This window comes from Cryobacterium sp. AP23 (genome assembly GCF_054075385.1).
In genome coordinates this window covers 3640172-3652746 of sequence record NZ_CM133415.1, presented here as the reverse complement: position 1 = coordinate 3652746, position 12575 = coordinate 3640172, and the positions used below count along the sequence as shown (strand labels likewise).

The window sequence follows — 12575 nt, the reverse complement described above, 5'->3', positions numbered from 1 at the left end:
ACTTTTAATATGACGGTTGACCTTGTGGTCGTTGGCTCGGGCTTCTTCGGCCTGACCGTTGCGGAACGCGCCGCCAGGGAACTCGGTCTCAAGGTGGTCGTGATCGACCGGCGCAGCCACATCGGCGGCAACGCGTACAGCGCGCCGGAGCCGGAGACCGGCATCGAGGTGCACCAGTACGGTGCGCACCTCTTCCACACCTCCAACGAGCCGGTGTGGGAGTACGTCAACCGCTTCACGAAGTTCACCAACTACGAGCACCGGGTGTTCACCAACTACGGCGGCGAGGTCTTCCCGCTGCCGATCAACCTGGGCACGATCAACCAGTTCTTCCGCTCGGCACACTCCCCCGACTCGGCCCGCGCGCTGATCAAGGGCTTGGCGAGCGAGTTCTCCACCAGCGACGCCCGCAACCTGGAAGAGAAGGGCATCTCGTTGATCGGGCGTCCTCTCTATGAGGCGTTCATCCGCGACTACACCGCCAAGCAGTGGCAGACCTCCCCCACCGAGCTGCCGGCCGAGATCATCAGCCGCCTGCCCGTCCGGTACAACTACGACAACCGGTACTTCAACGACACCCACGAGGGCCTGCCCGTCGACGGCTACACCGCGTGGATCGAGCGGATGGCCGACCACCCGAACATTGAGGTCCGCCTCAACACCGACTTCTTCGACGAGACCCAGGAATACAACAAGAAGTCCGTCGTCGGGCGCATCCCCGTGGTCTACACCGGTCCGGTCGACAAGTACTTCGACTACCAGGGCGGTGAACTCACCTGGCGCACGCTCGACTTCGAGCAGGAAGTCCTGCCGGTTGGCGACTTCCAGGGCACCCCGGTGATGAACTACGCGGACTCCACCGTGCCGTACACCCGCATCCACGAGTTCCGGCACTTCCACCCTGAGCGCGCCGAGTACCCCACCGACAAGACCGTCATCATGCGCGAGTTCTCCCGCGCGGCCACCAAGGCCGACGAGCCGTACTACCCGATCAACACGCCCGCCGACCGCGAGAGCCTGCACGCGTACCGCGCCCTGCAGGCCGGCGAGCCGGACGTCTTCTTCGGTGGCCGCCTGGGCACCTACCAATACCTCGACATGCACATGGCCATCGGGTCAGCGCTGTCCATGTACGAAAACAAGCTCAAGCCGCTTCTGAGCGGCCGCAGCGTCTAACGACACGGAGCCTCTATGTCCACACCCATCGTCCTGCAGAAAATCATCTTCCCGTCGTCGTCCGACCCGGACGTCGCGCCGCTGTACGTCGACCCCGACGAGTGGACCCAGATCATCACGCCCGGCCAGCAGACCCCCGGCCGGCGCGGGCACCGCACCCTGCCGAGTGAGCAGCCGCTGCGACTGACCCACCACAACGTCACGCCGATGCTCGACGGCCGCCGCGGCCTCAAGCCGGGCCTGGACAAACGGGTCTCGCTCGGCACCTACTTCAATGCCTTCCCCGCCAGCTACTGGCGGCGCTGGACCAGCCTGACCGGGGTGCGGCTGAGCATCTCCACGACCGGACCCGGCGACATCATCGTCTACCGGTCCAACGCCCGCGGCGTCATCCAGGTCGTCGATTCCGCCCACGTCGAAGACGACGGAACGGTGAACTTCGACCTCGGCTTCGAGTACTTCATCGACGGCGGCTGGTACTGGTTCGACCTGGTGTCCCGCGGCGAGGACTTCGCGCTCACCAGCGCCGAATGGCAGGCACCGCCCAGCGACGCGCCAGCCCCGCCGAAGCGCAGCCTGACCATCGCCATCACCACCCTGAACCGCACGGCGTACTGCCTCGAGCTGCTGGCCACCATCGCCACCGACGCCGACGTCCTCGCCGGGCTCGACCAGGTGATCGTGGTCGACCAGGGCACCGACAAGATCCGTGAGCACGCCAGGTACGCCGAAGTGGACACCGCCATGGGCGGGCGCCTGAGGGTCATCGACCAGGTCAACGCCGGCGGCTCCGGCGGATTCTCCCGCGGCATGCTCGAAACCGTCGCCGCGGGCACCAGCGACTACGTGATGCTGCTCGACGACGACGTCGTCGCCGAACCGGAGAGCATCCGCCGCGCCCTGGCCTTCGCCAGCCTGTGCACCGAACCGACCATCGTCGGCGGCCACATGTTCGACATGTTCGACAAGACCAAGCTGCACGCCTTCGCCGAGTCGATCGACAGTTGGAACTTCATGTGGGGCCCGATCACCCCGTCCCGCCACGACTTCACGGCGAGCAACCTGCGCCAGACCACCTGGCTGCACCAGCGCAACGATGTGGCCTACAACGGCTGGTGGATGAGCCTCATCCCCGTCGAGGTCATTCGCGAGGTCGGCCTGTCGCTGCCCGTGTTCATCAAATGGGACGACGCCGAGTTCTCGCTGCGCGCCTCGGAGCACGGCTACTCCACCGTGAGCCTTCCCGGCTCCGCGGTGTGGCACGTGTCCTGGGTCGACAAGGACGACTCCCGGGACTGGCAGGCGTTCTATCACGCCCGCAACCGGCTCGTCGCGGCGCTGCTGCACTCCCCGCACGCCAAGGGCGGCCGGCTGACGCTGAGCAACCTGGCCTCCGACGTGCGTCACCTGCTCACCATGGACTACTACACGGTGAAGCTGCGCCAGCTGGCCTACGAGAGCGTCACCGCGGGCCCCGGCTCGTTGCACCCCGAGCTGACCAGCCGACTGCCCGCCATCCGGGCGATCGCCGGTGACTACCCGGAGTCCACGCTCATCAAGGACCTCGGCCGGTTCGGCCGGTTCCCCATGACGAACCTCCAGGGCAGCGACGAACCCCGCCCGAGCGGCCGGAAGCTCTACTCCTTCCTGATCAAGAACTTCGTGCGCCACGGCCTCACCAACCCGCACCCGGGCAGCACCGACCGCCCGGACACGCACCTGCCGCGCACAGCGCCGTGGTGGACCGTGCCGGACAAGGACAGCGTGGTCATCACCAACGCGGAGGGGTCCGGCGTCACCTGGCACATCCGGGACCGCGCCATGTTCCGGTCGCTGTTGTGGTCGAGCCTCACGCACAACCTGCGTTTCCGCCGCCAGTGGTCCGCGCTCAGCGAGAAGTACCGGGCCAGCGAACACGACCTCACCTCGATGGAGTCGTGGACGTCCACCCTCGGCCTGGACCCCGTTGCCGGAACCACCGCCAAGGTTCCGGTCGCCCAGGCAGACCAGGCCCGCGACTAGGGAACACCCCCTCCGCCCCCAACGGCTAGAATCACGGGTGGGCTAGTTGCCCCCGCCCGGAAGGTACCAGGCAGGCGACCCATGGACCAAAGGAATCGTGTGACCCAAATCGCTCCAGTACCAGACCTCGACGGGTTTGTCCGGCCGGGTCAAGGGGCCGGACTGATCGACGTATTCCGCCGGCGGTACCTGCTCTCCCTGCTCGTCCGCAAGGAGGTGCAGGTTCGCTATCGCGGGTCGGTCCTCGGCTGGATGTGGTCGTACGTCAAGCCGATCACGCAGTTCCTGGTCTTCTTCATCGCCCTGGGCGTGTTCCTGCAGCTCAACGGCACCATCCCGAACTATCCGGTGTACCTGTTCTCCGGGTTGATCGTGATCAACCTGTTCAGCGAGGCGTTCAGCAACGGCACCAAGTCGCTGGTCGACAACGCCGCGCTGATCAAGAAGATCTACCTGCCGCGGGAACTGTTCCCGGTGTCGTCCACGCTGGTGGCCTTCGTCAACTTCCTCCCGCAGGCACTCGTGCTGGCGGTGGTGTGCGTCTTCACCGGCTGGCACCCGAGCCTGCTGCAGATCCTCGGCATCCTCCTCGGGGTGCTCATTATCGTGCTCCTCGCCATGGGACTGAGCCTGTTCTTCGGGTCGATCAACGTGTCGTTCCGGGATGCGCAGAACTTCGTCGAGCTGATCCTGCTCGTGGCCACGTGGGCGTCGCCGGTGCTCTACCAGTGGAGCACCGTTGCCAAGGTACTGCCCGACTGGATGATGGTGGTCTACCAGCTGAATCCCATCACCGCCGCGGTCGAACTGCTGCACGCCGGTTTCTGGTACCCCACCACCGACGGCAGCAGCCCGCTGCCCCCGAGCCTGTGGTTCTTCGGCCTCTGCGCCCTGGTCACCTCGACCGTGCTGCTGGTCATCGGACAGCTTGTCTTCCGCCGATTGGAGCGTCGTTTTGCCCAAGACCTTTAATGATCAGGCGCCGCCGCGGCTGGCCATCATCGTCACCGAACTGCGGAAGACGTTCCTGCTGCGACACACCCATTCCCTCAAGGAATCGGTGATCGCCGCGGTCCGCCGGAAGCCCATCTCCTCGAGCTTCAACGCCCTGGACGACGTGAACTTCACCATCAACGCGGGCGAGTCCGTTGCCCTGCTCGGGTTCAACGGCTCCGGCAAGTCCACGCTGCTCAAGTTGATCTCCGGGGTGCTCCGGCCGGACACCGGAGAGGTCCTCACCCGGGGTCGCGTCGCCGGGCTGATCGAGGTCGGCGCCGGTTTCCACCCCGACCTGTCCGGCCGGGAGAACATCTACCTCAACGCGGCCATCCTCGGCATGAGCCAGAAGGAGATCGACGCGCGGTTCGACGCCATCGTCGAGTTCAGCGAGATCGCCAAGTTCATCGACACGGAGGTCAAGCACTACTCCTCGGGCATGTTCCTGCGGTTGGCGTTCTCCGTGGCCATCCACACCGAGGTCGACATCCTCCTGGTCGACGAAATCCTCTCTGTGGGCGACGAACCGTTCCAGCGCAAGTGCCTGGCCAAGATCCGGCAGTTGCACGCTGAGGGCCGCACCCTGGTCGTCGTGAGCCATGACCTGGGCATGGTCGCGGACCTCTGCGACCGGGGCATCCTGATCGACAAGGGCAAGGTCGTCTTCGACGGCGAATCGCACGAGGCCGTCGCGCGGATGCGCGCCCAGTAGCAGCCGCTCCCGCACGAACGCAGCACAACGACGAAGCGCCCCGACCGAGGTCGGGGCGCTTCGTCGTTGTGGGGCCGGTCGGCTACTTCATCGGCCCACCGTTGGCCATCGACCCGAGCTCAGCGGAGTTCACGGTGTGGACGGTCGGCGCCGAACCACCGTTCAGGCCGACGAGCTGGGACCAGCTCGTCACCTCGCGGTACTTCCCACCCGTGATGTAGTACACGGGGGCCTTGTTGGCGACCTTGATGAAGACCTTGCTGATCGCACCGTTCTTGGAGAAGGCCAGCTCATTGCAGGTGGTGTCGCGCAGGTTGGTCACGGCCAGACCGGTGACGCCGCCGGACGTGAGCCGGTACAGGGTGCCCTTCAGGCCGATGTACGGCGCGCCCTTGCAGACGACAACCCGGCTGAGCGAACCGGCCGTCTTGACGTACCCCTTCAGGACCGAGTCGGGCACCGTGCGATACCCGGTGATGCCCAGGGAGTCCGAGGTTCCGAACGAGCCGACCCTGGTCATCCGGTCGTGCGCGTCGGTCAGGTACACGTTCGGGCTGCCGGCCGATTTCACCAGCGACCCCGCGGCGACGATGCCGCCCGGGCGGGCGAAGGTGTTGATCGTCGCGGAGGACCACGATGCCATGGTCGGGGTCTTGCCGCCGTTGAGGGCGACAACGTCACTCCAGGCCAGGACAGGCCGGGCCTGGCCCTCGACGATGCGGTAGACGTTGGGCGATCCCTTCACCATGGCGAAGAGCTTGTTCGTGATCGACGCCCCGGTGCCCAGCGCCATGCATGTGGACGACGCCAGCTTCGTCGTCGCGATTCCGGACCCGTTGCCGGCCGAGATCGGTGACGCCTTCTTGCCGTTGACGAGCACGAGCTTCGAGTTGCACTGCGCGACGAGGGTGAGGTTGCCGGGCGACCTGGCGTAACCGTTGACCGTCGCGTCGGACACCGTTTTGATGGACGAGGCGCCGTATTCGGTGAGCGTGGCGAGGTTGGGCACCCTGATCCGGTGGGAAAGGCCGTCGACCAGGAAGACGTCGTTCGACGACGCCGACTTGATCGCCGTTCCCGGGGTCTCCAGGGTGCGGCCGATCGGGTAGCGCTTGGCGTTGGCGGCGCCCATGGTGCCGACCCAGGGGCTCTTGCCGCCGTTGAGTCGCACCACACCGGTCCAGGAGGTGATCGGGAACCGGGCGGAGGAGTTCAGGAAGTAGGTGGTGTTCTTGCCGGAGACCACCATGTAGTTCGAGACTTCCCCGCCGGTGGGCAGTTTGCTCCACTGGGCGGGCATCAGGTCGGTCGGCGACCCGCAGTCGTAGCCCCACACCGAGACCTGGCCGCAGCTGGTGAAACGGTGCCGGGAGTTGGCCTGCACGAGCGCGATGTCGCCGGTGAGGGGGTTGCGCACCAGCGGGCTGGCGTTCGTGCCCGACGTGTAACCGGCGAGGTACGCGGTGCTGACGTTGCGGTACGTGCCCAGCTTGGCCAGCGCGTTGTAGATGGCGGTGGTGGGCACGTAGTGCTTGACGGTGCCGGTGATGAGGTAGATCGCGCCCGAAGCCGAGTCGCGCACGAAGGAGCTGCCGCCTGTGGTGCTGCCGAACCAGTTGGTGAAGTACGCCCAGAAGTTGCGGTTGCCGTACGACGAGCAGCCGTCGCCGGTGCGGCCGATGTTGTCCAGCGAGGCCTGGTTCGGCCGGTACGGCGTGTAGATGTACAGCGCGGCGGTCACCTGGTTCTCGATGTAGACGCTGGAGGTGCCGCAGGAAGCGTTCGGGTGGTACTGGATGGTGTTCCACCGGCCGGCGACGTAGCCGCGGGATTCCGGCCGGGCCTGGTACTTCTTGAACTGCCAGGCGGCGTTGTACACCTGGTTGAAGAAGCCGTAGTAGGTCGAGTCACAGACCGCGGTGTCCGGGCAGCCGTATCCGGTCGCCTTCCGGTAGGTTCCGCTGGTCGGCGCGGTGCCGGAGATCAGGCCGGTCTCCTTCTCCAGCAGTACCAGGATCACCTGCGGGTTGATGCCGCACGCCTTGGCGACCTTGAAGATGATGGCCGCGGCGTTCTCCTTCGCGGAGCCGGAGTAGGCGGCGCAGCCCTCGCTCTTGGCGCTCTGCGACGCTGTCTTCTGGCTGTAGCTCTTGAGGCAGGTGTAGCCGCTGCGGCAGTTGGGCACCTTACTGTTCAGGAACGACTGGATCTCGGCCTTCGTCATGGTGGACGAGTTGTAGAAGACCGCGTCGCTCATGATGTTGCCGGCGTTGAAGTCGCTGCCGCTGGCGGCGACTGCAGCGTCGTCCGTCGTGGTCGCTCCGACGGTGAGGAAGCCGATGACGAGGGCGAAAACCCCGATCGTGGCGGTAAGCCGGCCGAGGCCACGCTTTAATCCGTGGGCTCTGGGCCGCTCTGGGGCAGGTCTGAACACGTCGGGGGCCTCGGCTATCTTGTCGGTCTATGAACCTGGCAAAGGCACGAGAAAGCCCAACGAGAGCCAGATAACTTCGCCCCCACGGTTATGCTCACGCGACTGCACATGTGAAATAACCCTAACCCGGCGAGGTCGCGACGGAGCCGTCCGATCCGCCTGACGCGCCGGTCAGTCGCCGTCGGTGTGGTAATTCCGCACGATGAACCGGCGGTAGGCGACCCGCCTGACGGCGACGGGAACGAAGCGGTAGCCGCCCCGCACGAGCACATTCCGGGCGAACTGGCGCCGGGTGACGAAGCGGTCCTTGAGCAGGCTGCGCTGCAGGGCGATCTCGCTGCGGAACAGCGTGAAGCCGCCACGTCGGCCGTACGCACCGGCATCCACTCGGTACATCACCAGCGGGTCGGGCAGGTTCGCCACGACGGCACCCGCCTGGATCATCCGGGCGAAGAGCCAGTAGTCCTCCATCAGCGGGAGTTCCCGGTACCCGCCGGCCCTGGCGACCACCGACCGTCGGTAGACCACGGTCGGGTGGTTGAACGGGTCGTGGAACCGGGCGCTGCTGACGATGTCGTCCGGGTCCGTCGGCGGGATGCGTTTGCCGAGCACCCGGCCGGCCTCGTCGAATTCGAGCATGCCGGTGCCGACGAGGTCGTAGCCGGACTCCATCACGGCCAGTTGGCGTTCGAACCGGGTGGGCAGCGAGATATCGTCGGCGTCCATGCGGGCGACCACGTCGTGGGCGCAGTGCCCCAGTCCGGTCTCCAGGGCGCGGGCGAGGCCGACGTTGGCGGGCAGCCGCACGTGGTTCACCGGCACCGGCGAACTGGCGGTGGCGGCGGCGACGGCCGCGGCCAGCTCAGTTCCGATCGGGCCGTCCTGCACGATGACGACGTCGCTGGGGCGTCGGCTCTGCTCGACGACGGTGCTCGCGAACGCCTTGGTGAAATACGCCGCCTTGTCGCCCGCGTAGACGGGCAACAGCAGGGAGAACTCGGTGTCGGCCATGCTCAGGCCGCTCCGGCTTCGCAGGCGGCGACGTCGTCGGATGCCTCGCCCAGCCCGGCCAGCGCCACCCGGTTGGGCCGCGGGCGGCTGCGGAACCCGTCGCGGAGTCCGCTGCGGAGCCCGGTCAACAGCAACGGCCGGTCGGCGGATGCGGCGAAGGTGCGCGCCCAGCGGCGCAGGGACGATCCGGTGTAGAGGACCTTCTCCGCCGGGCTCAGCCCGCGGGCCAGCCGGATGAGCCACACCTTGTTGCGCACCTCGTAGTAGAACCGGGCGCCGGGGTCGACATCCGTGGCGCCGAGCTTGACGGTCTTGTGCACCACGACGCTGGCGGGCACGAAGAACCCGCGGCTGCGGCGCAGCAGGCGCATCGAGAACTCGAAGTCGTCGTTCCAGATGAAGTAGTCGGCGATGGGCAGCCCGTGCTCGCGCACCGCGTCCGCGCGCACCAGCATCGACACGAAGGACGAGCTCCGCACCGGCACCGCGCCGCGGGACTCGGCCGCGGCGCGTTCGGCGGCGCGGACGAACGGCTTGGGCCGCGGCGTGTTCATCGGGTGGTCCTGGCCGTCGGTCCACACCACCCGGGATCCGGCCAGGGTGACGCCGTCGTCGTCGCCGACACTCGCGAGCAACGCCGCGAGGGCGGTGTCGGTGGGGACGGTGTCGTCGTCCATCAGCCAGACCAGGTCGGCAGACTGCCTGACGACGGCGCGCGCGGCCCCGATGGCGAACCCGCCGGCGCCCCCGGTGTTGCGGGGCACGGAGACGAGGTCGACATGCGGGTATCGCTCGCGCACCACGGCGGCGGTGTCATCGGTGGAGGCGTTGTCGACGACGACGATCGCGGCGACGGGGGCGGTCTGCACGGCGAGGGCGTCGAGCACCTCGATCAGCAGGTCGCGCCGGTTGTAGGCGACGACGACGGCCACGGTGCGGCCGGCCGCACCGGTCATACCGAAACCTCCGGGGCCGGCCGGCGGCTGCCCGCGGCCAGGCGTCCGATGGCGTTGCCGCCGATGCCCCTCCGCCGGCCGATCAGGCGCAGCAGCGGCCAACCCAGCAGGATCAGCAGGATCAGGGCCGCCGCCGCCAGCTGCAGCGGGTAGCCGGGTGAGTAGAACGACACCGTCACCGTCTTGCCGACCTCGGAGGCGTCGATGTCGACACCGAGCAGGAACGTGTCGACGGGGTCGGCCGACACGGTGGCGCCGTCGGCCTGGTAGCCCGGCCACGGGATGCGGCTCATGGCGACCTGTCCGCCGTCGGCGGGTACGGCGTCGACCTGGAAGGTGACCCCCATGGCGTCCTCGCTCAGCACGCTGACCTCGGTGCCCTCGGAAGACCAGACGACCGATCCGGCGCCGGCGACGGGTTCGTCGCGCACGATCAGCCGGGTCTGGTCGGAGTCGTCGACGATTGACCAGCCCTCCGGCACGTCGTTCCAGTCCTTGCGGGGCACGACGCCCTTCACCGAGAGCACCGAGCTGATGCCCATCAGGTCCGCAGCCGTCTGTCCGGTCTGCTTCATCGGTTCGAACAACCGGTCGTAGAGGTCGGGGCAGGTGGAACCGTTGTACGACATGCAGGTGAGGTTGTTGTACGGGCTGTAGTACACGGCCGAGTAGGCGTTCTGCACGTCCTCCTCCGCCACGTACCAGAGGTTGCCGACCAGTAGTTCGTCCCAGGCATCCGGGTCGTTCACGTCGGGCACCCCGCCGACGACGATGACGTCACCGACCGCGTCCTGGAGCTGGTCCTGGTATTCGCTGACGTCGTTGGGCACGTTGTAGTCCGGCAACGGGGACGTGGGCGAGGACAGGTGCTGCGGGACGAGGAGCAGCACGGTGAGGGCGATTCCGGTCCAGCCGAGCGTCGCGACGCCCCGCCCGGCGAGCCGGCCGGAGGAGTTGCTGCCCAGGAACGGCAGCGGGCGGTCGGACAGGATCCGGTAGGCGACCCAGAGGGCGGCCAGGATGATCACGGTGACGAGCAGCAACAGCTTGATGTACTGCGGGGCGGCCGCCCAGGTGAGCCCGGCGCCGACCAGCACGAAGCCGGCGGCGAGGAAGAACCGGTTGCGGCCGAGCACGGCCGCCCGGCCGTGCGAGAGCGCCACCGCCACCAGGAGCAGTGCGGCCAGGGTGACGTACGGCATCATCCGCACCGGGAACCGCAACGCTCCGAAGTCGCTGGGCAGCAGCACCCCGATCAGCGCGGCGATGAGGATGATGACGATGCTGAGCCTGGCGCGGAGCAGCTCCCAGACCCGCTTGGGGTCGATGAAAGCCAGCAGCGGCAGGAACCAGGCGATGTACAGCAGCGGCGCGTACGGGAAATGCCCGCTGAAGAACATCATGCTGGGGGTGCCGACCGGGGTGGAGGAGGCGAACAGGCCGCTGAGGTTGACGGTGAGCAGGCCGGTGTTCTCGTAGGCACTGGTGCGCCCGGTGACCGGCGCGGTCAGCACGCCGGGCAGGTGCACGATCACGGCGAAGCTGCCCGCGGCGAAGGCCAGGCCGAATGCCCGCACGATCGACGGGCGGTGTTTGCTGACGAACGCCTCGACGATCAGGGCGCCCAGCACGAGGGCCAGGAAGATCGTGGCGTGCGCGTACCCGATGCCGACCAGGCAGATCGCCGAGAGGATCGGCAGCACGGGCGACTTGGCGTTCAGCACGGCCCGGCGGGCGAGCACCCAGGTCAGCGGCAGGAAGCTCCACGCCATCAGACCGTTGACCCAGGACGACGCATCCATGTACATGGTGAAACCGGCCAGCGGCGCGGCGACGGCCACGAGGGCCGCCCAGGGGCGTAGGGCACCGAAGTTGCGGGCAAGCGCGTAGATGCCGACGGCGCCCAGCAGCAGGAAGACGACCTTGATGATGGTGCTGAAGATCAGCGCGTTCGTGGCGTAGTAGGCCCCGATGCCCACCAGCCAGAGCAGCGGGCTGAAAATGCCCCAGGCGCCCTCGGCGAGGTAGTTGCCGGACTGCCAGACGCGCGGGTTGATCAGCGACCAGTCCAGGTCGAGCACCCGGCGGCCGATCTCGTACCACTGCCCGAAAGCACCGGACTGGGTGTCGTCGATGAAGTAGAAACCGGGGTCGAAGGCCAGCGGGATACTCGCTCCCACCAGAACCGCCACCACGACGAGGATGGGCCACACTATTTTGGACTGCACCAGAAGATTATCCCTCACGGTGCCTTCACAAGCGCACGCCAGGGCCAGCGGGTATCGTGGTGGGGTAGTTTCCCCAACGAAACGAGCAACCACCTACATATGAGCATTCACGCGCAGCCCTCCGGCCCCACCCCCGCCGCAGCTGACGAGCCCCTCGTCTCCATTGTCATTCCCGCGTACAACAATGCGGACTACCTCGACGAGACGATGAAGTCGGTGCTCGGCCAGACCTACACCAACCTCGAGGTGATCGTCTCCGACCATGCGTCCACCGACACCACCTGGACGGTCATGCAGCGCTACCGCAGCGACCCCCGGGTCACCCTGCTGCACACCGAAGCCGGCGGCGGGGCCCTGCGCAACTGGAACCGGGTGAGCCAGGCGGCCACCGGCGAACTGATCAAGCTGGTCTGCGGCGACGACCTGCTCTACCCCACCATCGTGGCGCAGCAGGTGGCCGCGCTCGTCGCCGAGCCCGGCGCCGTGCTGGCCGCCTCCCCCCGCGACATCGTGGACGCCAACAGCGTGCCCGTGATCAAGAACCGCGGCCTGGCCGGCCTCACCGGCGTGCACGACGGCACCGTCGCCATCCGCAAGAGCGTCACGCAGGGCACCAACATCTTCGGCGAGCCGGGCTGCGTGCTGATGCGCCGGAGCGTTTTGGAGACGACCGGCTGGTGGGACTCCCGCTGGCCGTACCTGATCGACCAGGCCTCCTATTCCCGGGTGCTGCTGGAGGGCAAGTTCGTCGGCGTCCCCGGCAGCCTCGCCGGTTTCCGCATCTCGGACAGCCAGTGGAGCGTGCGCCTCGTCGCCGAGCAGGCCGCCCAGGCGATGGGCTTCCACAACTGGATGGCCGAGACCCGGCCCGACGTCGTATCGAAGTCCGACCGGCTGATCGGCAACACCCGGGCCCGGGTGATGGCCCAGGTGCGCCGGCTCGCCTATGTCTGGCTCGGCCGACGCATGTCGAAGGCGGTGAAGGCGGATGCAGCAGCAAGCGCCTGACCCGGCCGGTGAAACGGGCCGTGTGGTAGGTT

General features: G+C 67.4%; 9 protein-coding genes. 5 read left to right on the top strand and 4 right to left on the bottom strand.

The window, feature by feature from the left end:
• The first annotated feature begins 9 nt into the window (after positions 1 to 9).
• The 4 genes from glf (at position 10) to ACU5E9_RS17225 (ending at position 4906) form a co-directional block, all read left to right on the top strand.
• Complete coding sequence (gene glf, locus ACU5E9_RS17240; protein ID WP_456811118.1) at positions 10 to 1176, top strand: UDP-galactopyranose mutase; 1167 nt, start codon at positions 10 to 12, stop codon at positions 1174 to 1176.
• A 15-nt stretch (positions 1177 to 1191) separates the two neighbouring features.
• Positions 1192 to 3198 (top strand): glycosyltransferase, encoded by a 2007-nt coding sequence (locus ACU5E9_RS17235; RefSeq protein ID WP_456811117.1) that lies wholly within the window; start codon positions 1192 to 1194, stop codon positions 3196 to 3198.
• A gap of 81 nt (positions 3199 to 3279) precedes the next feature.
• Positions 3280 to 4170, top strand: coding sequence for an ABC transporter permease (locus ACU5E9_RS17230; RefSeq protein WP_456811116.1), 891 nt, complete (start codon positions 3280 to 3282; stop codon positions 4168 to 4170).
• Positions 4154 to 4906, top strand: coding sequence for an ABC transporter ATP-binding protein (locus ACU5E9_RS17225; protein WP_456811115.1), 753 nt, complete (start codon positions 4154 to 4156; stop codon positions 4904 to 4906). The genes ACU5E9_RS17230 and ACU5E9_RS17225 overlap by 17 nt, the downstream gene beginning before the upstream one ends.
• A gap of 82 nt (positions 4907 to 4988) precedes the next feature.
• Here ACU5E9_RS17225 and ACU5E9_RS17220 read toward each other — a convergent pair whose 3' ends face one another.
• The 4 genes from ACU5E9_RS17220 to ACU5E9_RS17205 all read right to left on the bottom strand — a co-directional run bounded on the left by ACU5E9_RS17220 (position 4989) and on the right by ACU5E9_RS17205 (position 11553).
• Positions 4989 to 7340, bottom strand: a complete 2352-nt coding sequence (locus ACU5E9_RS17220) for a hypothetical protein (RefSeq protein WP_456811114.1) — start codon at positions 7338 to 7340, stop codon at positions 4989 to 4991.
• A gap of 171 nt (positions 7341 to 7511) precedes the next feature.
• Positions 7512 to 8351: a glycosyltransferase gene (locus tag ACU5E9_RS17215; RefSeq protein WP_456811113.1), complete on the bottom strand. Its 840-nt coding sequence runs from the start codon at positions 8349 to 8351 to the stop codon at positions 7512 to 7514.
• Between the two features lie 2 nt (positions 8352 to 8353).
• Positions 8354 to 9307: a glycosyltransferase gene (locus ACU5E9_RS17210; protein WP_456811112.1), complete on the bottom strand. Its 954-nt coding sequence runs from the start codon at positions 9305 to 9307 to the stop codon at positions 8354 to 8356.
• Positions 9304 to 11553: a hypothetical protein gene (locus tag ACU5E9_RS17205; protein WP_456811111.1), complete on the bottom strand. Its 2250-nt coding sequence runs from the start codon at positions 11551 to 11553 to the stop codon at positions 9304 to 9306. The genes ACU5E9_RS17210 and ACU5E9_RS17205 overlap by 4 nt, the downstream gene beginning before the upstream one ends.
• A gap of 81 nt (positions 11554 to 11634) precedes the next feature.
• Between ACU5E9_RS17205 and ACU5E9_RS17200 the strand changes: the two genes are divergently transcribed.
• On the top strand, positions 11635 to 12543 hold the full coding sequence (locus tag ACU5E9_RS17200; protein WP_456811110.1) for a glycosyltransferase family 2 protein: 909 nt from the start codon (positions 11635 to 11637) through the stop codon (positions 12541 to 12543).
• The last annotated feature ends 32 nt before the right edge of the window (positions 12544 to 12575 follow it).

Bases quoted from the DNA above. Each gene is read 5' to 3' on its own strand.
- glf (WP_456811118.1), top strand. From the start codon at position 10: ATGACGGTTGACCTTGTGGTCGTTGGCTCGGGCTTCTTCGGCCTGACC.
- ACU5E9_RS17235 (WP_456811117.1), top strand. From the start codon at position 1,192: ATGTCCACACCCATCGTCCTGCAGAAAATCATCTTCCCGTCGTCGTCC.
- ACU5E9_RS17230 (WP_456811116.1), top strand. From the start codon at position 3,280: ATGGACCAAAGGAATCGTGTGACCCAAATCGCTCCAGTACCAGACCTC.
- ACU5E9_RS17215 (WP_456811113.1), bottom strand. From the start codon at position 8,351: ATGGCCGACACCGAGTTCTCCCTGCTGTTGCCCGTCTACGCGGGCGAC.
- ACU5E9_RS17210 (WP_456811112.1), bottom strand. From the start codon at position 9,307: ATGACCGGTGCGGCCGGCCGCACCGTGGCCGTCGTCGTCGCCTACAAC.
- ACU5E9_RS17200 (WP_456811110.1), top strand. From the start codon at position 11,635: ATGAGCATTCACGCGCAGCCCTCCGGCCCCACCCCCGCCGCAGCTGAC.